Annotated in this window: 17 protein-coding genes; 8 read left to right on the top strand and 9 right to left on the bottom strand. The window is 51.9% G+C overall.

The window, feature by feature from the left end:
* Window positions 1–23: 23 nt before the first annotated feature.
* Entirely contained in the window at window positions 24–4,286 is a 4,263-nt protein-coding gene (locus QJQ48_RS00575) for a PAS domain S-box protein (RefSeq protein WP_346289227.1), read from the bottom strand.
* Between the two features lie 312 nt (window positions 4,287–4,598).
* Between QJQ48_RS00575 and QJQ48_RS00570 the strand changes: the two genes are divergently transcribed.
* Entirely contained in the window at window positions 4,599–4,835 is a 237-nt protein-coding gene (locus QJQ48_RS00570) for a hypothetical protein (protein WP_346289226.1), read from the top strand.
* A gap of 176 nt (window positions 4,836–5,011) precedes the next feature.
* Entirely contained in the window at window positions 5,012–5,635 is a 624-nt protein-coding gene (locus QJQ48_RS00565) for an LOG family protein (protein WP_346289225.1), read from the top strand.
* On the opposite strand, the gene hpxZ is transcribed toward QJQ48_RS00565, so the two are convergent.
* A complete protein-coding gene (gene hpxZ, locus QJQ48_RS00560; RefSeq protein WP_346289224.1) occupies window positions 5,632–6,006 on the bottom strand; it encodes an oxalurate catabolism protein HpxZ in 375 nt (124 codons plus the stop codon). The genes QJQ48_RS00565 and hpxZ overlap by 4 nt on opposite strands.
* A gap of 361 nt (window positions 6,007–6,367) precedes the next feature.
* Between hpxZ and QJQ48_RS00555 the strand changes: the two genes are divergently transcribed.
* Window positions 6,368–9,634: a DEAD/DEAH box helicase gene (locus QJQ48_RS00555; protein WP_346289223.1), complete on the top strand. Its 3,267-nt coding sequence runs from the start codon at window positions 6,368–6,370 to the stop codon at window positions 9,632–9,634.
* A 339-nt stretch (window positions 9,635–9,973) separates the two neighbouring features.
* Window positions 9,974–11,239, top strand: a complete 1,266-nt coding sequence (gene sigC / locus QJQ48_RS00550) for an RNA polymerase sigma factor SigC (protein ID WP_346289222.1) — start codon at window positions 9,974–9,976, stop codon at window positions 11,237–11,239.
* 92 nt (window positions 11,240–11,331) lie between these two features.
* On the opposite strand, the gene QJQ48_RS00545 is transcribed toward sigC, so the two are convergent.
* The 5 genes from QJQ48_RS00545 to fbp form a co-directional block, all read right to left on the bottom strand.
* The gene (locus tag QJQ48_RS00545; protein ID WP_346289221.1) at window positions 11,332–11,538 is read right to left on the bottom strand and encodes a DUF2283 domain-containing protein; all 207 of its coding nucleotides are present in this window, start codon (window positions 11,536–11,538) and stop codon (window positions 11,332–11,334) included.
* 36 nt (window positions 11,539–11,574) lie between these two features.
* Window positions 11,575–12,906: a glucose-6-phosphate dehydrogenase assembly protein OpcA gene (gene opcA, locus QJQ48_RS00540; RefSeq protein WP_346289220.1), complete on the bottom strand. Its 1,332-nt coding sequence runs from the start codon at window positions 12,904–12,906 to the stop codon at window positions 11,575–11,577.
* A gap of 162 nt (window positions 12,907–13,068) precedes the next feature.
* Complete coding sequence (gene zwf / locus QJQ48_RS00535; protein WP_346289219.1) at window positions 13,069–14,598, bottom strand: glucose-6-phosphate dehydrogenase; 1,530 nt, start codon at window positions 14,596–14,598, stop codon at window positions 13,069–13,071.
* Window positions 14,599–14,710: 112 nt separating this feature from the next.
* Window positions 14,711–15,856, bottom strand: a complete 1,146-nt coding sequence (tal, locus tag QJQ48_RS00530; RefSeq protein WP_346289218.1) for a transaldolase — start codon at window positions 15,854–15,856, stop codon at window positions 14,711–14,713.
* Window positions 15,857–15,926: 70 nt separating this feature from the next.
* On the bottom strand, window positions 15,927–16,988 hold the full coding sequence (gene fbp / locus QJQ48_RS00525) for a class 1 fructose-bisphosphatase (protein ID WP_346289217.1): 1,062 nt from the start codon (window positions 16,986–16,988) through the stop codon (window positions 15,927–15,929).
* Window positions 16,989–17,484: 496 nt separating this feature from the next.
* On the opposite strand from fbp, the gene QJQ48_RS00520 reads away from it, so the two are divergent.
* Window positions 17,485–18,570 carry an ATP-dependent 6-phosphofructokinase gene (locus tag QJQ48_RS00520; protein WP_346289216.1) on the top strand — a complete coding sequence of 362 codons (1,086 nt, stop codon included), beginning with the start codon at window positions 17,485–17,487 and terminating at the stop codon, window positions 18,568–18,570.
* Here the strand turns inward: QJQ48_RS00520 and QJQ48_RS00515 are convergent, their stop codons facing one another.
* Window positions 18,571–19,902 (bottom strand): D-alanyl-D-alanine carboxypeptidase, encoded by a 1,332-nt coding sequence (locus QJQ48_RS00515; RefSeq protein ID WP_346289215.1) that lies wholly within the window; start codon window positions 19,900–19,902, stop codon window positions 18,571–18,573. It lies immediately after the preceding gene.
* Window positions 19,903–19,978: 76 nt separating this feature from the next.
* Here QJQ48_RS00515 and QJQ48_RS00510 point away from each other — a divergent pair, with 76 nt between their 5' ends.
* From QJQ48_RS00510 to QJQ48_RS00500, 3 genes are all read left to right on the top strand, one after another.
* Window positions 19,979–20,638, top strand: coding sequence for a cofactor assembly of complex C subunit B (locus tag QJQ48_RS00510; RefSeq protein WP_346289214.1), 660 nt, complete (start codon window positions 19,979–19,981; stop codon window positions 20,636–20,638).
* Between the two features lie 348 nt (window positions 20,639–20,986).
* Entirely contained in the window at window positions 20,987–22,366 is a 1,380-nt protein-coding gene (locus tag QJQ48_RS00505) for a sensor histidine kinase (protein ID WP_346289213.1), read from the top strand.
* 212 nt (window positions 22,367–22,578) lie between these two features.
* On the top strand, window positions 22,579–23,010 hold the full coding sequence (locus QJQ48_RS00500; protein WP_346289212.1) for a hypothetical protein: 432 nt from the start codon (window positions 22,579–22,581) through the stop codon (window positions 23,008–23,010).
* Window positions 23,011–23,173: 163 nt separating this feature from the next.
* Here QJQ48_RS00500 and fusA read toward each other — a convergent pair whose 3' ends face one another.
* The gene (fusA, locus tag QJQ48_RS00495) at window positions 23,174–25,264 is read right to left on the bottom strand and encodes an elongation factor G (RefSeq protein ID WP_346289211.1); all 2,091 of its coding nucleotides are present in this window, start codon (window positions 25,262–25,264) and stop codon (window positions 23,174–23,176) included.
* Window positions 25,265–25,267 lie beyond the last annotated feature (3 nt).

The raw sequence follows: 25,267 nt of genomic DNA, 5'->3' as shown, positions 1-25,267 counted from the left end.
GCGTTGACCTGCTGACGACGACACTAATCAGGGGACTGGGTAAGTTCAGCAATCTCGTCAAAGCCGTAGTTTTGAGCTAGGGTTCTCAAGGCCGTACTGAGTGCTGTCTGCTCGGCCGGGATCTGCTCAATTAGCTGATTGATTAAATCTCCGTCTACCCGAACAGCGGCGCGGTTCAGGTCTGCGATCCAGGTGGCTGGCATCTGCTGAGCCAGGCTTTCCGGGCTAAGTCGATAGCGCTGGGCGATCGCTTGGGGCGAAAGAGAAACCGAGCGAGCCGTCTCAGCATAGAGATACTGCACGCCTAAATGCTCAGCCATCTTGTTGAAAATCACGTCTTCCCGAAATGGCTTGGGCACGAAGTCATCACAGCCCGCTTCAAATATTTGCGTCTGCTGTTCGTCAAAGGCGGTGGCGGTAATGGCGATGATTTTAGTGGCGGCGGGAAAAGGGCGGGAATCAGAACGAAAGTCGGCGTTTGTGCGATCGCTTTGCCGGGTTTGTTCCAACTGCCGAATCTGGCGGGTGGCTTCGTAGCCATCCATCACGGGCATCCGCATATCCATCCAAATTAGGTGCGGCTGCCAGGTTCGCCAGAGGGCGATCGCGTCTTCTCCCTGCGCCGCCGCCCGCGTGGCAAATCCGGCTGAGATCAAAAGCTGCATCAGCGGCATCCGATTCTCCGGCTGATCGTCAACTACCAGTACGCGGCAGGTAGGCTGTTCCGGTAGCAGCCGCAAAACTCGACGGTAGGGCGCTGACGCAGAGGACTCTAGAGCGATCGCGGCTGCAATTTCAAAGCCAAAGGTCGATCCCCGGCCTAGCTCTGTATCAATGGCAATATCGCCGCCCAAGAGCTGAGTAAACTGGCGGCTGATAGCCAACCCCAGCCCCGTACCGCCCCCGGCTTGCACCCCCCGCGCGGTCTGCACAAACGGCTGAAAAATCTTGTCCAAATCCGCTGCTGCAATGCCGGGGCCAGTGTCAGTGACTTCAAAGCGCAGCGTTATTTTCTGTCCTCTACCGTCTCGATTTGCGATCCGTACCCGCACCTCTATCCCGCCCTGTTGCGTAAACTTGATCGCATTGCCCAGCAGATTAATCAAAACCTGACGCAGTTTGCCTTCGTCGGTGGCAATGCACTGGGGCACGTCAGGCGCGATGTGGACTTGGAGGGTGAGCTGCTTGGCCTCGGCGCGGAACTGAAACATTTCCTGGAGGGTTTGCAGAAGCTGATGCAAGTTGAAGGGATCTGCGTTTAGGGTGGTACGGCCTGCCTCAATTTTCGACATTTCCAAAACGTCGTTGATCAAATCCAGCAGGTGCTCGCCGCTGCGGTTAATGATGGCTAGCGATTCTCGCTGGCGCAGGCTGAGGGAATCATCGCGCTCCATCAGTTGGGCAAAGCCTAAGATAGCGTTCATGGGGGTACGCAGTTCGTGGCTCATGTTGGCCAAAAAAATGCTTTTGGCTCGGTTGGCGGCTTCAGCGGCTTCTTTAGCCTGCTGCAGTTCAGCCTCTGCCTGCTTGCGATCGCTAATGTCTGCCAGCACCACTTCAATGCAGTTTTCCTCTAAATTCAGCCGCATGGAATAAAGGCCCCAGTGGATTGAGCCGTCGCGGTGGCGAAAGCGAGTCTCATAGTTGCTAATTTTGCCGTACTTGATCAGCTGCTCCACCAGCGGCTCTCGATCTGCCACATCGACATAGAAGTCGCGGGTAAAGCGTTTTCCGACCATTTCGTTGGGGGAGGCATAGCCTACAATTTCAGCGCAGCGCTGATTCGCCTCTAGAATCAGGCCGTCGGTCAGACGGGAGCGAAAGATACCCACGTAGGAATTTTCAAAAATGTTGCGAAACTTGAGTTCACTGCGGCGTAGCGCTTCTTCAGCCTGCTTTTGCTCCGTGATATCTTCAGCCAGTCCGCCGTAGCGATAGATGTCGCCCTGCGAGTTGCGAATGGGTGAGGCGCTTTCTCGCACCCAGCGGATTGAATCATCGGGCCGGACAATCCGATAGTCAATTTGATAGCTCTGGCCCAGATGCAGACTATTGCGAACGCTGGTACGGACGCGATCGCGGTCTGCCGCATAAATCCAGGTCATCCAAAGGTCATTTTCAGCCGTTTGAGCCTGCACTTCCTGGCAGCTTCGCCCCCAGACGGTTTCAAAAGCAGGGCTGATGTAGAGAATCTCTGTCCCATCTGGCGTAAACAGAAAGAAAACCTCGCGGATATTATCCGCAATCTGGCGAAATTTGGCTTCGCTTTCCTGCAGCGCCGCTTCTATGCGCTTACGCTCTGTAATGCTGACACCTACCCCTAGTACGCAGTAGTCTGAGCGACCTGGTAGCCGAATGCGCCGCTTTTGCCACTGCAGCCACTCATTCGATTCTGTGTCTAGAGCAACTTTCTCTTCCGGAATGAAGAGATCTTGGCCTGTTGCAATCACGCGTCGATTCTCAGCTACAAACTGAGCTGCCGCAGCAGGGGAAGGATGTAAATCGGTATCTCGCTTGCCGATTACCTGATCAGCCGATTGACCATAAAACTCAGCCGCCGCCTGATTGGCAATTAGATAGCGGCCTTGCCAATCCTTGACAAAAATGCGATTGGGCACCGCGTCAATGACCAGCCGCAAAATATCCTGCTGCTGTCGCAGATGTGCTTCTGCCCGCAGCCGTTCTAGCTCAGCCCCCGCCCTAGCCGCAAAGATCCGCAGAATGAGTTCCCGCTGAGGATTAGGCCGCATCGGCTGATCGTCCATAACGGCAATGTGGCCTAAGATTTGCCCTGCCGCCCCCCGCATGGGAATGCCCAAATAGCTCTCAATCGTTGAAGCCTGTAGCGGTTCATCTGCTGGAAACGCTCCCTTAGTATCTTCGGCAAAATAGCAAAGCTCACCCTGCAAGACGCGATCGCAGGGGGTTTCGCTGAGATCATAAATTTCGCCTGCATGAAAACCAAAGTCGTTCCAAACGGCTAGGATCCGACATCGCTTCACCGAGGCATCCAGCTTTTCTGCAATCAGCGTGTGCTGAGTCTGCATCACGTCAGCCAGATAGCGAGCGCAGGCTTGAAAAAACTCATCCCCTGTTTTAGCGGCTGTGCCCTCAACAATCAGGCGCAGTGCCTGTTCCTGACGCTTGCGATCGCTGACATCGCGTACCACGCAGATCAGCCCGCCGTTGTCCAACCGCGTCAGCGAAACTTCTTGATCAAAACAACTGCCGTCTTTCTTCCGCCCGACAGCCTCTCCCCGCCAGTGCCCATGCTGAGCAAATTCTGGCAGTACCTCCTGCTCAAATCGCTGTAGCTCGTCGGCCTCGTAGAGCAGGTGCCAGTTGTGGCCTAGCAGCTCTGCGGCGCTGTCATAGCCATAGATACGGACATGGGCCTCATTGAGATAAACATATTTCTGATGGGCATCTAAAATGGCAATTCCGTCAATGGATGCCTGAATCGCGGCGGCCTGCTGTTCGAGAAAATAGGCCTGCTGGCGGCGGGCAGTGATGTCCCGGTAGCTCCAGACCCGCGCTACGACTTGATCATCGATTTGCTGTGGATGGGAATAGCGCTCGAAGAGGCGGCCATCCCTAAGTTCTACAAAGTCAAATGTCTCTGCCTCTGGGGACTGGCTGTAGATTTCTCGCACCCGGGCCTTGAAGCTTTCTGGATCAGCTGTTTGCTGGGCCATAAGATCAAAGCGAACCGCGCAGTCGGTCTCGGACTGCAGCAGCGCTTCTGGCAGGCCCCACATGCGGGCAAACTTTTGGTTGTAGGTCAGCAGCCCGGTCTGAGGCGAAACCACAAAAATGCCGTCGGCAGTGGCTTCTAGGGTGGCCTGCAGCAGCGAGGTCATAGCCGACGTCTTGACCTTTTCCTCGGTTGGGCCAGAGCTAATTTCTTGAATTGTTAGCACTGCCGTAGCTGTAGCGGTTCCGGGAGAGACGGCTGTGCCTGTAATCCGCAAAACTCGATGTAGCGTATCGCAGTCTAGCCGGTACTCTGTTGTCTCGTAGCATTCCCGCAATATGCGCCGAGGGGGGGACTGCTCGGCGGTTACGGGCTGGCCTGCTGCCACCAGCTTTAGCAGGTGATCAAAATTTTGTCCCTGTGTCTCCGCCGGCGATCGCCGGACTAAACGGTCAAAGGCCGGATTGCTCCACTCAACCTGATGGGCCTGATTGACCCAAACTACTGCCTCCCTGACTGTAGCCAAGGCGATCGCCATTTTTGCTAGAGTTTCCTGCTGGCGATCGCCTTTGTTTGCCGACTCAACGGTCATGAACTACCCCTCTGCTGAAGATGACAGGAACACCTCGCAATGAAGCTAGCTTAGGCTGCAAACGAGAAGATTTCGAGAAGAGACTATTTTTATCCCCTCAGCGCTGCGGTCAAGAATAAGGCCTGGGGTAGAGTGCATAACACAATTTAATTCGCTACAACAGAAAGTAACGAAATGTTTATTTGAGCAGCGGCAGTTTTTTCAGCTCGGACCGCGATCTGAATTAGACTTAGCCGAAAGCTGCAGTCGAAACCTCTGATTGTAATCTGCTTAAACTGCCAAACTCTGATACCTCAACTTCTAAACTTTGCAATGAATCCACAAGCGAATCAAGCAGTCAAGTCTGCAGAAATATCAGACGATTTTGTTTACTACCTGAGAATCGGTATTTGGTCTTTCGGTAATGCCGCTTGGCTGTTTGGTATTAGCGATCGCACTTTGGCTGCGTTTGCAGACGGTTATCTATCAGCCGTCGATATTGCCCAACTCTTTACAGCCGCTTTCTTCTTCATCAGCTGGCTATTTCTGATGCCTAGATTCAAGCGCTAAGCAGGCACTTTAGCAGAACAGACCTGAGGTGTTTTAGCTGATAGAAAGTCAGAACTCCAAATATAAACCTCGGTGCGAAGAATAACGCTTAACAGGGGAACATTTCGCTGTAGGGTGTAGTTAGTCTGTATTAGGCTGGTTTTGCGCTTACACCCATCAGCAATTCATTCAGGTTTATGCTTGACTCCGATCGCTTTCGTGTGGCTATTTTTGGCTCAGCTCGTATTCATGCCGGAGATTCTATTTATGAACAGGTTCGTCGTCTAGCCCGGCTGCTAGGGCGTGAAGGGATGGATGTGGTGACGGGAGGGGGCCCTGGTCTGATGGAGGCGGCAAACCGAGGCCATAAGGAAGGCAGGGCCGATCCGGCCAGCAAATCCTACGGTCTGAGTATTAAGCTGCCGTTTGAAGAAGGCGTGAACGATCATGTCGATATCAAGCGCGAGTTTGATCGCTTTTCGGATCGCCTTGATCATTTTATGAACTTGTCAAATGCGGTGGTGGTGGCCCCTGGTGGGGTCGGGACATTGCTAGAGCTGGTCTATACTTGGCAGCTTTTGCAGGTAGAACATATTTGCGATATTCCCATTGTTCTAGTAGGCGAAATGTGGGCCGACCTGCTGGCCTGGGTGCGACAGTGGCCGTTGCAAAAGCAGCTAATCGACCCAGAAGATTACGAACTCCTGTTTTTAGTGCGCAATTGCGACGAAGCTTTTGAAATTCTGCGGGATAAATATCAGGAATTCACGAAGGGCAATAGTGAGTTCTGCCTCAATTATCACAGGTATAAGCTGGACTAGTCAGCCAGAAATGAGACATGAGCGCTGACAACGCGCCAGCCTGCAGGCGTACGCATCCAGGTTTGACTTTGACGGCCTTGGATACCAGTCGCTTTTTCATACTCTGTGTTGGCAGTGGCAAAGTTCTGCCCGTAAGTTGTAATCACCGTTTGGGTAAGCTTGCGGGCTAGGTTTTGCGGCGATCGCCGGGCGCGAAATTCAGCGATCGCCTCGTAGCCATATAAATTTTCAGTAGCTCCGTAGCGAATAGTGGCTGGATGCTGCCAAAATAGCTGATTCAAAACGGCTACGTCATTGTTGATCAGGGCGGTCTCGTAGCGCTGAAAGGCCGCCTCGACTTCAGCAACAACCTCAGGCAGATTGATTTCCATGGGTTCTATGTTTAGCCGCTGGATTCGCGTTCAGTTTATCAGACTATCTTGTGAGCAGATATTCTACGTCAAGCCAGGCGGTACAATGAGGCCAGTATTCACAGACGTGACTATCCGCCTAGAAAGACTGGAGAAGAGTTGGGCGTCAAGACTTTCTGGCGGTGTTTTGATGTCTCTATTTCGGATGCCTGAGCTAGACCCTGCCCCAAATTCTAGATAATGGAGTCTTTTGGCAGGCTGAGAGACTTTTGCTCAAACAGTCTCTTCTCAGCAAGTTTGTCTGGAGGGCTTGAGAGAGCTAAATTCTCTACCTAACTGGCAAAATCAGCCCTTTTCTTTGTTTTGAACGATTTGACTGCGCATGGCGACTTTACACGGCAACTGGATAGCAAAAGACCGCTGCTTTTTGATTTGGGGGGAAACCTGGCGACACCTCGAAACTCACCCGATTCAGTCAGATGGCGTTGCTCAGCATCCCTATGGCCTCACCCCAGATGAACTGGTGGCTTTTTTGCAGTCTTCTACCAGCCGCTCAGAACAGACGGGCAAGCTAGAACCCCTATTTCAGGTGCCTGCGGCTGTCTTGCAGGCGACGACGGCCAGCGCTAAAACTCCTAGCCGTCGCCGCTCCGCTAAGTCGACCGCAACCCAGCTTCCCCCGCGAGCGGTATCAGCTCAGTATTGGCGATCGCAAGTAATCGCGCTGCCAACCTGCTACCGGGCGGACACCTTTTTGCCTCAGCTCTCCAATGCCTCGCTGGAGACGGATGACGCCGAGCAGGGCGACCTGGCCCTGTTTCCCTGGCGGGTAGACGGTCTGCAGCTTAGCCCTGCTGAGGCAATCACCTTCTTTGAGGGACTGCCGCTGGGACAGGCACAGGCAGAATCCACCGTGATTGGCTCTGATCTTTGCTACTGGTCGCATATTGCCCGCTGGGTGCTAGATTTGCTGGCCCGCGCCAAGTTTTTGCCGGAGGTGCATCCGGCTGCTGACGGCGCGATCGCCACCTGGCAGCTGCTGCTCGACAGCGCTGTTGATCAAGGCAGACTGCGCAACTACATGCAGCAGATGCCCGCTGTCTGCCGGACCTATCAGGCTTCAGTGACTGAAGCGGATAGCGCTATCAGCCTGCTGGCCGAGCCTCAAGAACTGCTGCTGAGCTTTCTGAGCACCTTGGTTAACTCTCAGGTTAAGGCGATCGCTCAGAGCCAGCCGCTGCCCACTAATATTCCGCTCGATAGCGACATGCCGATTCAGGACTGGCTGACGGCATTGGGTAGTCCTGAGGGTAGCTTTGAAACCCATCTGCTAGCGGCGCTGAGACTGCACGAGGCGATCGCTACCTGGACCGCACCGCTGCAAAATCTGCAGGCAGGCGAGACAGCCGCCTTCCGGACTTGTTTTGTCCTAGAGCCACCTGCCTCAGTGGAGCAGCCATGGCTGCTCCGCTACTGTATGCAGGCCACTGACAAAGCTACTGTTTTGTTAGAGGCCGCCACCATTTGGGAAAATCCGGTAGACGAACTGACGTATCAAGATCGGGTCCTCGAAAATCCCCAAGAAAACTTTTTGGCCGGTTTAGGACGAGCTGCGCGGCTCTACCAGCCCATTCACGACAGTCTGCAAACTCAGCGACCGCAAGCCTGCTCCCTAGACCCCATTCAGGCATTCGAGTTCATTAAAGCTGCCGCTTGGCGACTGCAAGATAGCGGTTTTGGGGTAATTTTGCCCCCCAGCCTGGTGAGCCAGCAGGCCGATTTGGATAACCGCCTGGGACTGAGCATCCAAGCTGAAGCGCCCCAACGCCGACAGCGACAGCGCCTAGGCTTGCAGAGCCTGCTTAACTTTCAGTGGGAGCTGACTTTGGCCGGGGAAACCCTGTCACAAAAAGAATTTCAAAAACTCATTTCCCAGCAGTCTCCCCTAGTTGAGGTCAATGGCAAATGGGTGGAGCTGCGGCCTCAGGACGTAAAAGCAGCTCAAACCTTCTTCAAGCAGCGACCGGAGCAGATGAGCTTTTCAGTAGAGGACGCCTTGCGCATTAGCACGGGCGATACCCAGATGATTGAAAAGCTGCCCGTGGTCAGTTTTGAGGCTTCCGGGGCACTGAAAGAACTGATTAATACGCTGACCACAGGTAATCAAACCCTAGAGCCAATTCCCGAACCGGACGGATTTGCGGGTACGCTGCGTCCCTATCAGGCTAGAGGGGTTTCCTGGCTGGCCTTTCTAGAACAGTGGGGTTTGGGCGCTTGCCTAGCTGATGATATGGGCTTGGGCAAAACCATTCAGCTCATTGCCTTTTTGCTCTATCTGCGCGCAGAAAATTTGCTAGAGCAGCCGACGCTGCTGGTTTGTCCTACTTCTGTGATTGGCAACTGGCAGCGAGAAGTGCGGCGGTTCGGTCCCAAGCTAAAAACGCTGGTCTACCACGGCGATAAACGACCTCACGGTAAAGCCTTGGTCAAGGCAACGGCTGAGGTTGATTTGGTGATTACCAGCTACGCCCTGGTTCATCGAGATGTTAAAGACCTCAAAGCTGTAAGCTGGCAGGGAATCGTCCTCGATGAAGCTCAGAATATCAAGAACCCGGAAGCCAAGCAGTCTCAGGCTGTCCGCGAAATTGAGGCCGATTTTCGCATCACCCTCACGGGTACCCCGGTGGAAAACCGTCTTTCCGAACTGTGGTCCATCTTAGACTTTTTGAATCCGGGCTATTTGGGGCCACGCAATTTCTTTCAGCGTCGCTTTGCCACTCCCATTGAGCGCTATGGCGATACGGCTTCGCTCAAAACCCTGCGATCGCTGGTACAGCCCTTCATTCTGCGACGGCTCAAGACCGATCGCACCATTATTCAAGAGCTGCCAGAGAAGCAGGAAATGACGGTCTTCTGCGGTTTGACGGCTGAACAAGCCAGTCTTTATCAGGAAACGGTTGACGCTTCCTTAGCCGCGATCGAAGAGTCAGAAGGGATTCAGCGCCACGGCCTCATTTTGTCACTGCTGGTGAAGCTGAAGCAAATTTGCAACCATCCGGCTCAGTTCCTGAAGCAGAAGAGTCTTGGCAAAGTCAATCGCTCTGCTAAGCTAATGCGCCTAGATGAAATGTTAGAGGAGCTAATTGCTGAAGGCGATCGCGCTTTGATCTTTACCCAGTTTTCGGAATGGGGCAAACTGCTGAAGGCCCATTTGGAGAGCTATTTGGGGCAGGAAACGCTGTTTCTTTACGGCAGTACTTCGCAGAAGCAGCGCGAGGCGATGGTTGATCGATTCCAGCATGATCCCAATGCCCCCAAGATTTTCATCTTGTCGCTCAAAGCTGGTGGCGTGGGCCTAAACCTGACTAGAGCCAATCACGTCTTCCATTTCGATCGCTGGTGGAACCCAGCCGTGGAGAATCAGGCCACCGACCGAGCCTTCCGCATTGGTCAAACCCGTAATGTGCAGGTTCACAAGTTTGTCTGCACCGGCACTTTGGAAGAGCGTATTCACGAGCTAATTGAAAGTAAGAAGGCGCTTTCGGAACAGGTCGTTAGTTCAGGCGAGCAGTGGCTGACTGAATTTGATTCAGACCAGTTGCGCAATTTGCTGCTGCTCGACCGTAGCGCCATTATTGATGAGGCGTAAATAAATATAGTTTCTCCGGAATTTTGCGGGTACTGCCTGTAGCACTTGATTAGGTCTACAGCAAACAATTGCTCTGCTCAAGCTGCGAGTCGCTTTTTCGGGGTAGTCAATGAGGCTACCTGAAAAATTGCTCATTAACGGCTTATGCAGATTAGGGATATCGCTTTATTGACTCTTTATCTATTCTCGGCTTCTTCCCTATTAATTGTTTAGGCTACGACTGCAGGCGGAACTTTAGCCGTTTGATCGCTAGTCTAATAAATACGTGGGCACTCTAACCGTGAGCCTAGCCTCGCTAGACCTTTGTTCGCCAAACTGGAGCAACTGAAAGCAGTCGCTATGATAGCTACCTCTTATTTTCAAGACACAGAGCGTTTAGATATTAACCAAGATCCCTCTGCTGTTGACTTAGAAAAAGCCGATCCTGAGGATACTGCTGAAGACCTTTCCTTCGACAGTTTCGATGATGCTGAACTGAATCAGGTTGCCGAGGAATTAGCTGCTAGCAAAGCAGGTACTCGTCGCACAACAGATTTAGTTCGTTTATACCTCCAAGAGATTGGCCGAGTTAGACTGCTACGCCGGGACGAAGAAGTCTCAGAAGCTCAGTTTGTGCAGCGCTATATGCAACTGCTTGAGTTACTCAATCAGGCGGCTGAGGAGCGAGGCGGTTTGCTCAAAACCTATGTAGAGCTGATAGAAATCCGCGATCGCCTCACCTCTCATCTTAGCCATCGGCCCTCTCTAGAGCGGTGGGCGAGAGAAGCAGAAATGTCAGCAGCAGACTTAAAGCCGCTACTCTCCCAGGGCAAAAAGGAGTGGGCAGCGCTGGTAGAGATCAATACCAAGGAGCTGGATCAGGCGATCGCCGAAGGGATTCGGGCCAAAGAGCATATGATCAAGGCCAATCTGCGCCTGGTTGTTTCGGTCGCCAAGAAGTATCAAAATCGCGGTTTAGAGCTGCTGGATCTAATCCAGGAAGGGACTTTAGGACTAGAGCGAGCCGTGGAGAAGTTTGATCCCACCAAGGGCTATCGCTTTAGCACCTATGCCTACTGGTGGATTCGTCAGGGGATCACGCGGGCGATCGCGACTCAGAGTCGGACGATTCGTCTGCCAGTTCATATCACCGAAAAGCTCAACAAAATTAAGAAAGCCCAGCGTAAGCTCTCCCAAGATCAAGGACGTACGCCAACCGTTGAGGACATCGCCAAAGAGCTAGAGATGACGCCGCCGCAGGTGCGGGAAGTGCTGCTGCGGGTGCCGCGTTCTGTTTCCCTGGAAACCAAAGTCGGTAAGGAACGAGACACAGAGCTAGGCGATTTGCTAGAAACCGACAGCATTTCGCCAGAAGAGAGTCTGATGCGGGAAGCCCTCCGCCGCGATCTGCAGCAGCTCCTCTCCGACTTGACCACCCGCGAGCGCGAAGTGATCCAAATGCGGTTCGGCCTTGGAGATGGTACTCCCTATTCTCTTGCTGAAATTGGCCGCGCTCTAGAGCTTTCGCGGGAGCGAGTCCGCCAAATTGAATCTAAAGCCTTACAAAAGCTGCGCCAGCCCAAGCGACGTAACCGCATTCGCGATTACCTAGAAGCCCTTAGCTAACAGTTTTCTCCTCTCTCAACCCAGTCGGATAGCCAACTTAGGAGCAGGTGAACCTGCTCCTTTTCTTTGTGTGCGGCAAATCCTACCTAGAGCTATTGAGAAGACTTTAAGCAGGCATACTCAATGCTGTGTGGGTTTTCAATTCGCTGCGAAGCTTTGAGAATCTCAATGCCAACAATAATGCCGTCTTGATCGAACTCCATCACAATGCCAGGAACTTCTTCAGCCGTTTCTTCAACATAGACATCCTGAAAAACGATGCGAACAATGTCAGCATCCGAGTCATACTGAACTTTCATGCAGGTGAGTCCAAAAGGAACAAAAAGATCGGAACGCTACTTTTTCAGCTTCAAGATGCGGGTAGTCATGGCCAAGCTCTCTTCGTAGAGAACATCCTGCCCCCAACGCTGTAGCTGCTGCCCCAGAATAAATTCCGCCTTTTGATCTGAAAGCGCCGTCACCTGTTCAATCCGGCAGGACTGAGCGCTGCCGCCTGCCTCCATACGCATACAGCCCGTTGTCTCTGAGCAAAGGATGGTGCAGCAGTCTGCGGCCAAATTGCTTGAGGTCAGCCGTAGCCCGGTCAAGTCGCCGGTGACTTCTCCCCAGTCGGCAGTGGGAATCGCCGCTAGCTCGGCTTCGATTTTTCTATTATTAGCTCCCGTGAAATAGACTTTCTTAATGTCGTAGTCGCCGCCTTCCTCGACAAACTCGCTGGGTTTCCACTCTAAGCGGCTAGCAAACCAACCCAAAAACATCAGCGCCTGAGCTGCATTACCTTTTTCATAATCAATGCTGATATTGTCAATTTCCAGCAGGTTAGCTCGCCGTTCCGGCGGATCAAAGGCGGCAGCGGTCAGCTCTTGCCAGGGAGAAAGCCGGTGCCAGTTGAGATCGGCAATGTAGGTTCCTTTCTCAGTTAGCTCCTGCATCTTCAGCAGTTCAGACTCAGCATCGCTGAAATAGCTAGAATCCACCACGATACAGTTACAGGTTGCTGCTAGCTGGTTGAACAGAGCCTGTTCTGGATTGGGGGTTGCCTTCCACCAAACAAACTTGGGCAAATCAGCAATCATTAAAGAAGAAACCAAATTGCCGACGCGCTCTAAAGCTGCCTTGGTGCCCTGTAAGGTGATGTACTCCGAGCAAACCAAATTACTACCGCTGCTTTTTTGCACCGGACAGTAGGCTGATACCTGAGCAGTGACGCCAGTGTCCTCGCCTAGAACGGGAGAGAGGGTAATGACGCGGCAAGGATTGTGGGCGGCGATCGCATCACTGAGGGTAAATCCGCGCCGATCTTCATTAGAAATACTCTGCTTCTCGGCTGGCAGCGCTTTGTACTCGTCTCGCAGCCGCTGCAGCGTGTGCGGACCGACGCGCCCCGTCACCCATAGCTTGTAAACGGTTTGCGCCTCTCTGACAGCTTCTTTTGTCAGAGGGCCATGAATACCATCAATAGGCCCCTGATAGAACCCTAAAGCCGCAAGTAGCTGCTGAAATTCTTCCGGTTCATAAACTACCATGCTGAAGGTCGTTGCCCGGGTTACCACAGGAGCAGACTTACCTGAGTCCTGACTGTGCCAGATTTGGCGCAGCTCGGCCTCAATCTCGTCAACAGAAATGTCTTTGGGATTTTGCAGCGCAACCAGGGGAGTAGTAGTCATAGAGTCTATAGAGTAAGGGATCGTAAGGTTAGGCTTTGGGGAAGTTGTGAAGGACAAATCAAAGCAAGGCAATGGAGAGATTTGGGGCTATTCGCTATGAAGCTGAATCGCTGAACTATTTGAGGCTATCTCTATGCTATCGACTCTCCATTAAGTTCGGGATTATAACCTACGCCAGCGACGACCATCGCGGTTGAGCAGCAGTTCAGCCTCGACAGGTTCCCAAGTACCCGCTTCATACATGGGAATAGATTCTGCCGGTGCGGGGGCATCCCATGCCTGCAGCAGAGGCGTTAAAACTCGCCAAGAGGCTTCTACTTCGTCGCCCCGCGTAAAGAGCGTCTGATCGCCTAACATACAGTCCACCAAAAGTCGGCTGTAAGCGTCTGTATTCGCTTTACCAAAAGCAGCATCATAGCGAAAATCCATGTCAACCGAGCGGGTTCGCAGGGAATTGCCGGGCGTTTTAACCTCGAATCGCATAGAAATGCCTTCATCTGGCTGAATTCGCAGCGCCAGGACGTTATGGTTCATCTGCTTGGCTGCGGATTGGAACATCAGATACGGCACTTCCTTGAAGTGAATAGAAATCTCGGTAATCTTTTTGGGCATTCGCTTGCCCGTACGCATGTAGAAAGGGACGCCCTTCCAGCGCCAGTTATCGATATTGAGTTTGATAGCGGCGTAGGTTGGCGTCGTGGACTCTGGGCTAGCTCCCTCCTCGTCGCGGTAGCCCGGCACTGACTTGCCCTTCATCCAGCCGGAAGAATACTGGCCGCGCACCGCCGATAGCTCTAGCTCACTTAGGTCAGCTAGGCGCGTAGCCTGAATGACCTTGACCTTTTCGGTGCGAATGCTGTCAGCGTCTAGAGAGTTGGGGGCTTCCATCGCCGTCAGACAAAAGAGCTGCATTAGATGGTTTTGCACCATGTCTCGTAGGGCACCCGCCGTCTCGTAATAGCCAGCCCGTCCTTCTAAACCTACCGTTTCCGCCACCGTGATTTGCACATGATCGACAAACTGACGGTTCCACAGCGGCTCAAAAATGGCGTTCGCAAAACGGAAAACCATTAGGTTCTGTACCGTTTCTTTGCCTAAGTAGTGATCAATACGATAAATCTGGCTTTCGTCACAGACTTGGCGCACGGTTTGATTTAAGACTCTGGCAGAGGATAAATCGCGACCAAAGGGCTTTTCAATCACTAGCCTTTGCTTACTGGGATCGTTCAGCATTCCAGCGCCCCCTAGCTGCTGAGCAGCTTCGCCAAAAAAGCGCGGTGCTACGGACAGATAAAAGACCCGGTTGCCGCGAGTTCCTCGTTTTTCGTCCAGTTCTGAGAGAAAAGCCTTGAGCTTGTGATAGCTTTCTGGCTGATCAATGTTGCCCGGACAATAAAAAAGCCCTTTGGCAAAGTCATCCCACAGTTCTTGACTGCCAATGCCGCCACCGAACTCATCCACCCCTTCCTTGAGATGCTCGCGAAAGTAGTCGTGGCTCCAATCGCGGCGAGAAACCCCCACAATGGTTGTTTCTGGCGGCAGCCGTCGCTCGCGGCGCATCTGATAGAGGGCGGGTACCAATTTGCGATGGGTTAAATCGCCTGAGGCACCAAAAATAACCAAAATTTGGGGATCGGGGATTGGATCCTGCTGCAAACCAACGCGTAGCGGATTTTCGAGTAGGGTGACCATAGACAAGAGGAATTAGGAAAGGGCACAGGTAAAAGAACAATGGCAAAAACGGGATGGAAGATCTGTAAGTGATAATCAGTTCTCTCCAAACCCGCTTTTCGTGAGTTCAAGTCTAAGCAGGCGATAGCTGCTTGACTTTAGTAACCAGTGAGTCCATCAGCTTGTCGAAGGGTTGAACAAACTTATCGATGCCTTCTTCGAGGAGTTCATCCATGATTTGCTCAAGCTCGATACCGAGTTCAGGCAGGCTCTCAATTAGCTGGTATGCCTGATCGACGTTAGTTTCAATCCGGTTGTCAACATCGCAGTGATCGGCGCAGGCTTCGATGGTGTCAGGCGGCAACGTATTGACCGTATCTGGGCCAATCAGCTCGTCAACATACATCACGTCGCTGTACTCAGGATTTTTGGTACTGGTGCTCGCCCAGAGCAGCCGCTGCACGTTGGCTCCTTGGTTAGCCAGAGCCTGCCAGCGATCGCTCTCAACAATCTTTTTGTATTCCTGGTAAGCAATCTTGGCATTGGCGATCGCCACTTCGCCCTTGACTTCCTGCAGCTTGGCTTTCTTGCTAAGGTTGTCTTCTCCTACCAGCAGCTCATCGACGCGATCGTCTACCTTAGTGTCAATCCGGCTGAGGAAGAAACTGGCGACTGAGGCAATCTTGCTGATGTCTTTGCCCTGCTCGGCTCGCTTCTCTAGACCGCGCACATAGGCCCAGGCAGCGTCTTTGTAAGATTGCACAGAAAACAGCAGCGTCACGTTGACGTTGATGCCCTCACTGATGGCCTGCTCAATCGCAGGAACGCCCTCCGGCGTGCCGGGGATCTTGATCATCAGGTTAGGACGATCTAGCGCTTTGAAATAGCGCCGCGCTTCCTCCAGAGTCCCTTCGGTGTCGCGGGCCAAACTGGGACGGACTTCTAAGCTAACGTAGCCGTCCAAGCCACCTGTCTCCTGATAGATGGGCATGAGCGTATCGCAGGCGTGGCGGATGTCTTCAAATACCAGCGCCTCGTAGATTTCTTCGACTGACTGACCGGCTCGGATGCCAGCTTCAATCGCTTCGTCATACACCGCATTTCCGGCGATCGCTTTTTGGAAAATTGCCGGATTAGAGGTGATCCCATGCACATCCCGGCTCTCAATCAGCTTTTCTAGCTCACCGGATTGCAAAATATCGCGGCTGAGATTGTCCATCCAAACGCTTTGACCGTAATCTTTGAGATGGAGAATTGGATTATCTGCAGTAGCAGTCATATAGTTAGATATCTCCCGATAACGTTACAACAATTTTTTCGCGAGCAGACAGGCAGCTGTCTGACTAGATTTAAGGATTGGAGGTCGTCAACTCCGCTGCTTCCCGCTGCCGCTCACTGACGAAAGACTCAACTAGCGCTACATCCTCAACACTGCCAATTACTAAGGGCGTCCGGGCGTGCAGCTTATCTGGCACCACCTCTAGAATTCGCTGAGAACCCGTACTAGCTTTTCCCCCCGCTTGTTCAGCCAGATAGGCCAGAGGGGCCGTTTCGTAGAGTAAACGGAGCTTACCTTCGGGCTTTTTGATCGTGCCGGGGTAGAGAAACACACCGCCCTGCATCAGAATGCGGTGAAAATCTCCTACTAGCGCACCGCTGTAGCGGGCCGAGTAGCCGTCATGTCTATGAACATAGCGAATAAAATCGCGATAGGAATCCTCCCACTGCCAGAAATTCCCTTCATTGACGCTATAGGTAGGGCCGTGTTCGGGAATCCGAATATTTTCACTGGAGAGAATAAACTCGCCTAGGCTGGGGTCTAAGGTGAAGGCGTGAACGCCGTGGCCAATGGAATAGACCAACACGGTGCTAGGCCCATAGAGAATGTAGCCAGCCGCAATTTGCTCATGTCCGTTTTGCAGCAGGTCTGAGGCACTTTGATCGGCATCGTCCCCGACCTGCTGCCGAATGGCAAAAATAGACCCCACATTGAGGTTAATATCGACGTTTGAAGAACCGTCGATCGGATCGTAAAGCAGCGTGTAGCGACCCACCGGGCAGTTTTCCGGAATATAGTAGGGCTTATCCATCTCTTCAGACGCCAGACGGCAGACTAAGCCACTTTGCTTAAAGACGGAAATGAATACGTCGTTGGCGTAAACGTCCATGCGTTTGACTTCTTCCCCCTGAACGTTAGTGCGTCCAGTAAAGCCCAAGGCATCCTCCATCAGGCCAGCGCGGGTTAGCCGTCGGGCCGTCAGCTTGCCAGCTAGGGCAATCCGGTTCATGAGGGCGCTTAGATCTTGGGCCTCAGGTCCGAAGCTGTGAAGCTGCTCCAAAACGTGACGCGACAGGGTCATGCAGTCTCGATCTAAAGCCGCTGCCTGGGCTGGCTGGTAGCCATCAACCATGTAGTTTTCCTCCTAAAATTTGCGTTCTCTAGGGCAGAGACGCTGTTAATACATCAGTTAACAAATTGATTTTGATCTGCCACCGCCCATTGGTTCCATATTAGGGAGGCATTTTAAAGAGCGAGACTAAGCTTTAGATGAACTATAGAAATGCGATCGCAATTCGCTTGCTTTCTAAGGCTTTAGCCTATCTGCTTTGTAAAACTTGATGATTAAAAAAAGGTTATGAAACGAGTTCAGTTTCACCGTTTATTTGCTTCAGAAAAGGGTAGTAAGTGCCCGTAAAAGTCCACAGCCCTAGCTTCAAGCTGCTTTGTCGGCGTCAGTTTAATATCTCCCCAGGGCACAGCACAGCGCCAAAAATGAACAGACAATGACATAAAAACAGTCAGGATTGTAGAGGCTGAGCAGAAATATTTTAAGTTTTCTAGATAACAGCTTTTTTTAGCTCCGAATACCGGATAGTTTTGATAGCTCAAAACTAGAGAGTCATTCTATGGGCAATATCAAGCGAATTGGCATTCTGACTAGCGGGGGAGACTGCGCCGGGCTAAACGCGGTGATTCGGGCCGTGACCCACCGGGCCATTGGCACCTATGACTGGGAGGTATTTGGCATTTGCCGCGCTACGCACGGTCTTATGCGTCGCCCACCGGAATACACGCAGTTCAGCCTATCAGACACCTATCCGCTGCTGACTTTAGGTGGCACAGTTTTGGGAACCACCAATAAAGGCAATCCTTTCGCCTATCCCATGCCAGATGGCAGTCTGCGCGATCGCTCTGAAGAAATAATTGCGGGCTACCATCAGATGAATCTAGACGCCCTGATTGGCATTGGCGGGGATGGCAGCTTAGCCATTTTGCGCAAGCTGGCCCAGCAGGGCAACATCAATCTGGTGGCGATTCCCAAGACTATTGACAACGATCTAGGCAGTACTGAACGCTCCGTCGGCTTCGATACAGCCGTCAATATTGCGACTGAGGCGTTAGAGCGCTTGCACTTTACAGCAGCTAGCCATTCCCGCGTCATGATCTTAGAAGTCATGGGGCGAGATGCCGGTCATATTGCCCTCAACGCGGGCATTGCGGGCGGTGCTGACATTATTCTGATTCCAGAGATTGCCTACTCAATTAAGAACGTCTGTCAGGCCATTGAGCGGCTGAATCAGCGAGGTCGTAATTTTGCCCTGATGGTGGTGGCTGAGTCGGTTTGTGATGAATCTGGCTGCAAAGTGACTCAGACCAATCGGCTGGGGCAGTGCCGTTTGGGCGGGATTGGTCAGTATTTAGCCGACACGATTTCTGACTGTAGCGGCGCCGAAACGCGAGTAACGGTATTGGGCCACGTGCAGCGGGGCGGCATTCCCTCACCGCTCGATCGCGTATTGGCCAGCGCTTTTGGGGTCGCTGCCGTCGATTTGATCGCCGAAGGTAAGTTTGATCACATGGTAAGCTGGCGCGATCGCGATGTCGCCAGCGTTCCCATTGCCGAGGCGATCGCCCAGTATAGAGCGGTTGATCCCCATGACATTCTGGTGAGGACGGCCCGTTCCATTGGCATTTGCCTAGGGGACAGCTAGCTATTGCCTAAAACTCTGGTTGCGCTGGGGATTGCCGAGCTGATAGAGGGGCTGATCGAAGTTAACGCTGGGCTGGAGGCGATCGGAAACCGTTACCGCATTGCCCCAGTGCTGCTGCAGCGCCTTCAGCAGATTGTCTTGTCCCTGGCGCAGCCCTTCCAGGTTGCCGCCCTGATTGAGAATGGCAAACCAGACCAGACCGCGATCGCGGGTGGGAAAAACTCCTGCTAAAGAGCTAACGGTGGCTAGACTTCCGGTTTTGAGCGCAGCGTGGGCGGGTAAATCGCGGTAGGCCAAAGTGCCAGTATCGCGACCTGCTACCGGTAAAACATCCGCAACGGTGTACCCCTGCCTCTGCAGCATTTGATCTAAGGTCGTCAGCATGGCAACTGCCATACGGGGGGATATCTGATTTTCGACTCCCAGCCCCGATCCATTGATCAGCTGGATCTCCGTTATGGGTACCTGGGTCTTATCTGCCACCTGGGTCATCACCGCCCTTGGCCCACCGCTGAGATTGGCGATTTGCTCTGCCATGACGTTATTGCTGTAGATATTCATCGCTTTGAGGATAGCGACCAGCGGCAAAGACTGGTGCTGCACCACCCAGGCCGATACCTGACTGGTAGCCTCTGAAGGTTGTACCTGCACGCCTCCCTGCACGATGACTTCGGGCTGGGGCGTATCTGGCGGCAAGGCTCTGTACTGGCCCCAAATCTCCGGCGACCAGCGCTGCACGTCTAGAGCCTGCAGCAGCAGTTCCCCGGCCCGATAAGGATCGGCCTCAAAATTCATGGTGAAATCACCCAGCACAACCAGATTGCCTGCCACAGCAGAAATCCCCGCTACCTGTAGCGCGTTGCCCAGGGCGATCGCCTCTTCCCAGACAAAGAACGGATCATTACCGTTGCGGATCACTAAGTCGCCTTGAACCACGCCATTTTCGATTGGCCCAGTAACGCCAATTAAGGTTTCAAAGCGATGGTTGGGCGGCCAAGTTGATAGGGCGGCCAAGGTCGTGGCAATTTTAGTCAGAGAAGCCGCTGGCAGGGGGAGCGTAGCCTGGTGGTGGGTTTCAGTCGTCGTGCCGGTGAAGACAAAAAGCCCCTGAGCCTCATTTGCCAAACCTTGATTGGCTAACGCTGAGAGATACTGCCGGGCGATCGCTGCTGCCGCTGGGTCAGGCTCAAATAGCTTAGCCACCCAGGGCGATTTCCACTGGGCCACCAGTTCGATTGCATCTAAGTTAGAAACCGCTATTGGCTGACTTTGACTACTGCCAACAAACAGAGAAAGCAGGCCAATTCCCAGCATGGGCAACAACCTGGTCATAGACACACTTACCGAGAGAACAGACGTTTTACCTGGTAAAGATACACTAGAACTGTTAATCTCAACCGCCGAGTTCATGGCAAAGTCCGATCAAGATCAAGTCCTGCGCCGTCTTCCTATTGTAGTCGGGGCGATCGCCGGCACGCTGCTGCTCATTAACCGATTAATGACGCCAGCCCTGACGGATTCGCAGGCGCGATCGGATGCTTTGGGCGTAATCATCAGCGCCGTCTTGATCTTAACCGGGCTGCTGTGGGAACAGATTCAGCCTAAACCACCTGAGACGGTAGAACTGACAGGTGAATCGGGGTTCGAGCTGCAGGCAGATTTACCAGAAACCGTGCAAACAGAATTGGCCTGGGCCTCTCATCTGCTGCTAACCAATACGGTGACGCGATCGGTAGTCGCTTATTACCAAGGCCAGGTGCTGATGCGGCGCGGCATATTCGGCCCAGTAGCTGAAGTAAACCCTGGCGCTATTCTGCAGCGAGTTTTAGAAAAGCAGGTGCCTGTGTATTTAGTCAATCTAAAAATTTACCCTGGTCGCGTCGAATTTAATTATTTACCGGAAAATACGCAGGGTGTCATTTGCCAGCCGATGGGCAAAAGCGGTGCTTTGATCTTGGCAGCCAATGCGCCCCGTAGCTACACCAAGCAGGATGAAAACTGGATTGCTGGAATCGCAGAAAAGGTTGGGAATACTTTAGATAGCATACTTGAACCTGTTGATTCATGAACTGTTAGTAAAGGTATATAAGACAGAAGTTTAGATTTAACGGCTGCCGCCAATCATCTATTAAGTGAAAATCAAGAATTTTCAGAATTAGGTAAAAAGAAGACAAGTCCTTATAAGCAGCCTTGCCGCTTGATTACACCTAACAGATACTGAGATATCGAAGCATACTTTATACATGATTAAGTCTTAGCTGCTAGCGCTATTTAGTTCTCAGCAAACTTTGATAATCTTTCAAAGAGAGTAAGCTTTATCTTCATCTTCAGATTTGTGTATCAAGATTGTCGTTGTCGTTTAAGTCTCTAGCATCACAAATAGGCGTAAGAACCGCTCATGACTCTTCTCTTGCTAATGCTTGCTTATATCCCTCATGGACATTGCTATCTTTGGCAAACGGGGCTCGTCGGACTGCACATTACTGCTGATCTATTAATTGCCTTATCTTATTTTTCTATTCCTATTGCGCTGGTATATTTTGCGCGAAAACGACAAGACTTACCCTTTAAAGAAGTTTTTACGCTGTTTGGGGCCTTTATTATTTGCTGCGGTGCGACTCACCTGATGGCGATTTGGACGCTATGGCATCCAGATTACTGGCAATCGGGCATTCTTAAAGCCATCACCGCTTTTGTCTCAGTCACAACAGCGGTGATCTTGGTCCCTATTGTACCCAAAGCCCTAAGTTTACCCAGTCCGGCAGAGTTAGAAACGGCTAATACTGCATTAGCCCAAAAGATTCAGGAACACCAAGCAGCGGAGATAAAGCTACAGGAACAAAACCAAAAACTCGCCGCCGCCCTGCAGCAGCTCCGACAAGCGCAGGCCATAATCATACAGAATGAGAAAATGTCTAGCCTAGGACAGCTTGTTGCTGGGATCACCCACGAACTCAACAATCCTATCAGCTTCATCTATGGCAATCTATTTCATCTTCAGTCCTATTTCAGCAAATTGTTCCGTTTACTAGATGCCTGCCGTACCTGTCTTTCAGATCAGCGCGTTGCCGCCGTAGCCAATGAAATTGAGCTGGATTTTATTGTAAAAGACTCTCCTAAGCTGTTAGCTTCTATGCAGGTAGGGACGGATCGGATCTGCAAGATTGTGACTTCCCTAAGTGCTTTTAGCCGTTTAGAAGAGTCTGGGCTAAAACCGATAGATTTAGGCGAGGCCTTAGACAATACATTGACTGTTTTGGGCAGTCGCCTTCGTTCTAACAATCAGCGATCTGACATCAGCGTGATCAAGCATTACTGCTTAGTTCCTAAAGTAGAATGCTATCCCAGAAATCTCGATCAGGTATTGCTCAATTTGCTCACCAACGCTATTGACGCTATAGAGGCTCAAGCGCTACTTCAAAACTCAGACTCAGACCTGCTTTATAGCGGGTTAATAGAAATTACGGTTCACGCACCGACCCCAAACCTTGTGCGCATAGAGATCTACGACAATGGGGCTGGCATTCCACCTCATTTGCAAAGCCGAATTTTTGATCCCTTTTTTACAACAAAACCAGTAGGCCAGGGAACTGGAATGGGATTAGCGATCAGCTATCAGGTAATTAAAGAGCGACACAGCGGCTCTTTGACCTGTCGATCAGAGACAGGTAAGGGCACAACTTTTGTTATTGAGCTACCCGTTTGTCAGACCCAGCCTCAAGCAACGGAGAGCATAGAGGATATAGAGACCGTTCTCATTCAGTCACTAGGACTAGAAATGCCTCTAAGCGTTTAGGAACTGCGAGCATCAATTAAAGCTGGCTTGGCATCATCCCTATTTTGAGCGGTCAGATCCATATGTAGCTTTACCTATACGGCCTGATTCGACTCCATCATGCGGATTTAGAATAGGAGTGTGTATGCTCTCACAAACGGATTAGAGTATGCACACACAAATTCTCTCAGCTCAGCGATCGCTTCAAGAACGCAGTGCTCAAGAGGTTACTAATGAATCAAATCGCTAGGGAAGTAATCATCGCCGTTACAACTGCAGTGATTGTAGGCATAGGTGGCTATGCCTTAACTATTCACAGGGCTACGATTGATATTGAGTATATCCAAGCCACGCTTGCAGAACTAAAGGATTCAGTAGACGAGATTGATGACAACTTGAACAGCACCAGGCTGATTGTTGCCCAAGCTCATCCCAATCAGTATCCGGCTTATGTAACTGAGCTACGTAAAATAGAAAATCTCTCGACAGATGAGCTGAGTACTTTAGCAAATGATTTAGAAGCAGGTGAGCTTCAGTTCGACGCAAACAATGAGCTGGTGGAAGCACCAGAGTCTCTAACTATTATTGCTGACAAATACGACTTGAATCAGCGGGACTTGGCGGCCTATTCACAGATTATTGAGGCTCCTCTAGATGGACTGTAGTTTTTTAATAGCAAAAAGGACAGGCCACTCGGCTTGTCCTTTTTGCGAGCCTTCAACTGGCTCAGGCTCTTATTCAGCGAAATAGAAGGGAGCTCACAGAAACAAGGTTGGTGTTGAGTTTTGCCGATGCTCTACCCAAGCTTTCTCCTTTAATCCTGTGATTCTAAGCTAGGGCTGCTTGACGCTCCTTAGTCTCTTTAATCACCTCTTCAGCCACGTTGCTAGGGCAGGGGGCATAGTGAGAGAAGGACATAGAGAACTGACCGCGACCTGAAGTCATAGTCCGTAAGTCGCCAATATAGCCAAACATTTCGCTCAGTGGCGCATCTGCTTTAATCCGTACGCCGGTCGGGCCGGATTCCTGGGCCTTGATCATGCCGCGACGACGGTTGAGGTCGCCAATGACATCACCCATGTAGTCGTCAGGCGTAAACACGTCTACGTTCATGATTGGCTCAAGTAGCTGAGGGCTGGCCTTGGGCACAGACTGACGATAGGCAGCTTTTGCCGCAATTTCAAAGGCGATGGCAGAGGAGTCAACCGGGTGATAGGCTCCGTCTGTCAACGTTACTTTGATATCTTCAACCGGGAAACCGGCCAATGGCCCCTTATCAACGCTGCTTTGGAAGCCCTTCTGGACAGCAGGCCAGAATTCACGCGGCACGTTTCCGCCTGTCACCTTCGACTCGAAGATAAAGCCACTGCCTAGTTCACCCGGCTCGATAACGTAGTCAATCTTGCCGTACTGACCGGAACCACCCGACTGTTTCTTGTGGGTATAGCTGTCTTCTAGACGTTTGGTAATAGATTCACGGTAGGCCACCTGGGGCTTGCCAATCTCAGCATCTACGCCGTAGGTACGTCTGAGAATGTCTACTTTAATGTCAAGGTGCAGCTCACCCATGCCCTTAATCAGGGTTTCACCGCTCTCTTCATCAGTCTCCATGTAGAAAGAAGGATCTTCCTGTACCATCTTGCTCAGGGCCATCGCCATCTTCTCGTTATCGCCCTTCTTCTTAGGCTTAATGGCAATTGAGATTACCGGCTCTGGGAAGACCATCGGCTCCAGGGTTGCTGGATTCTTTGGATCACAGAGGGTGTGCCCAGTCTGCACGTTCTTCATCCCAATCAGTGCCACAATGTCGCCCGCTTGAGCAGTGTCTACTTCTTCACGGGAGTTGGCGTGCATCTCGACAATACGGCTAACTCGCTCAGTTTTACCTGTGGCAGTGTCGAGAATGTTGTCACCCTTAGAGACGGTGCCAGAATAAATCCGAGTAAAGGTGAGCGCGCCAAAGCGATCGTCCATGATTTTGAAGGCGAGCGATCGCAGCGGCTTATCGGCATCTACAAAAGCGTAGTTGCCTGTCTCGTTACCTTCCAAGTCCATTTCGGGCTGAGGATTCACCTCAGTCGGATCGGGCAGATAGTCAACCACAGCATCCAGCACCAGCTGCACCCCCTTATTTTTAAAGGAGGAACCGCAGTAAGTAGGGAAGAAGGCCAGTTCACGGGTGCCCTTACGAATACATCCCTTGATTTCGTCGATAGAGAGTTCTTCCCCTTCTAGATACTTCTCCATCATGGCGTCATCCTGCTCAACAGCTAGCTCAACTAGCTGCTCCCGGTAAGCCTCAACCTGATCCACCATGTCTGCAGGCACGTCCTGAATTTCATAGTTCATCGGGTCGCCAGAGTCATCCCAGATCCAAGCTTTACGGGTCAGCAGATCGACCACACCAGCAAAGTCAGTTTCTCGGCCAATCGGCAGCACCATGACCAGTGGCTTAGCCGCTAGCACTTCGTCTACCTGCTTCACCACGCGGAAAAAGTCAGCGCCGGTACGATCTAGCTTGTTGACGTAGATGATCCGAGCCACTTTGGAGTCGTTGGCATAGCGCCAGTTGGTTTCAGACTGAGGCTCAACCCCACCAGAACCACAGAAAACTCCAATACCGCCATCTAGTACTTTTAGAGAGCGATACACCTCGATGGTGAAGTCAACGTGTCCAGGAGTGTCAATAATATTGAGCTGGTAGTCTTTCCAGAAGCAAGAGGTGGCGGCGGACTGAATCGTAATTCCCCGCTCTTGCTCCTGCTCCATGAAGTCTGTCGTTGCCGCACCTTCGTGCACCTCACCAATTTTGTGAATTTTGCCGGTGAGCTTCAGGATCCGTTCGGTTGTAGTGGTCTTACCCGCGTCTACGTGGGCAAAAATACCAATGTTGCGATAGCGCGTGATGTCTTTCTTCATATC

Source organism: Sphaerothrix gracilis Ecp01, assembly GCF_030405905.1.
In the GTDB taxonomy this organism is placed as follows: domain Bacteria; phylum Cyanobacteriota; class Cyanobacteriia; order Phormidesmidales; family Phormidesmidaceae; genus Sphaerothrix; species Sphaerothrix gracilis.
Note: the sequence above shows the minus strand (reverse complement) of the source record. Positions and strands in the feature narration are given on the sequence as shown.

Bases quoted from the DNA above. Each gene is read 5' to 3' on its own strand.
- QJQ48_RS00505 (WP_346289213.1), top strand. From the start codon at position 20,987: ATGCTTGCTTATATCCCTCATGGACATTGCTATCTTTGGCAAACGGGG.
- hpxZ (WP_346289224.1), bottom strand. From the start codon at position 6,006: ATGGAAATCAATCTGCCTGAGGTTGTTGCTGAAGTCGAGGCGGCCTTT.
- QJQ48_RS00500 (WP_346289212.1), top strand. From the start codon at position 22,579: ATGAATCAAATCGCTAGGGAAGTAATCATCGCCGTTACAACTGCAGTG.
- QJQ48_RS00565 (WP_346289225.1), top strand. From the start codon at position 5,012: ATGCTTGACTCCGATCGCTTTCGTGTGGCTATTTTTGGCTCAGCTCGT.
- QJQ48_RS00510 (WP_346289214.1), top strand. From the start codon at position 19,979: ATGGCAAAGTCCGATCAAGATCAAGTCCTGCGCCGTCTTCCTATTGTA.
- fbp (WP_346289217.1), bottom strand. From the start codon at position 16,988: ATGGTTGATGGCTACCAGCCAGCCCAGGCAGCGGCTTTAGATCGAGAC.
- tal (WP_346289218.1), bottom strand. From the start codon at position 15,856: ATGACTGCTACTGCAGATAATCCAATTCTCCATCTCAAAGATTACGGT.
- QJQ48_RS00520 (WP_346289216.1), top strand. From the start codon at position 17,485: ATGGGCAATATCAAGCGAATTGGCATTCTGACTAGCGGGGGAGACTGC.
- zwf (WP_346289219.1), bottom strand. From the start codon at position 14,598: ATGGTCACCCTACTCGAAAATCCGCTACGCGTTGGTTTGCAGCAGGAT.
- QJQ48_RS00570 (WP_346289226.1), top strand. From the start codon at position 4,599: ATGAATCCACAAGCGAATCAAGCAGTCAAGTCTGCAGAAATATCAGAC.
- fusA (WP_346289211.1), bottom strand. From the start codon at position 25,264: ATGAAGAAAGACATCACGCGCTATCGCAACATTGGTATTTTTGCCCAC.
- QJQ48_RS00555 (WP_346289223.1), top strand. From the start codon at position 6,368: ATGGCGACTTTACACGGCAACTGGATAGCAAAAGACCGCTGCTTTTTG.
- sigC (WP_346289222.1), top strand. From the start codon at position 9,974: ATGATAGCTACCTCTTATTTTCAAGACACAGAGCGTTTAGATATTAAC.
- QJQ48_RS00545 (WP_346289221.1), bottom strand. From the start codon at position 11,538: ATGAAAGTTCAGTATGACTCGGATGCTGACATTGTTCGCATCGTTTTT.
- opcA (WP_346289220.1), bottom strand. From the start codon at position 12,906: ATGACTACTACTCCCCTGGTTGCGCTGCAAAATCCCAAAGACATTTCT.
- QJQ48_RS00515 (WP_346289215.1), bottom strand. From the start codon at position 19,902: ATGACCAGGTTGTTGCCCATGCTGGGAATTGGCCTGCTTTCTCTGTTT.
- QJQ48_RS00575 (WP_346289227.1), bottom strand. From the start codon at position 4,286: ATGACCGTTGAGTCGGCAAACAAAGGCGATCGCCAGCAGGAAACTCTA.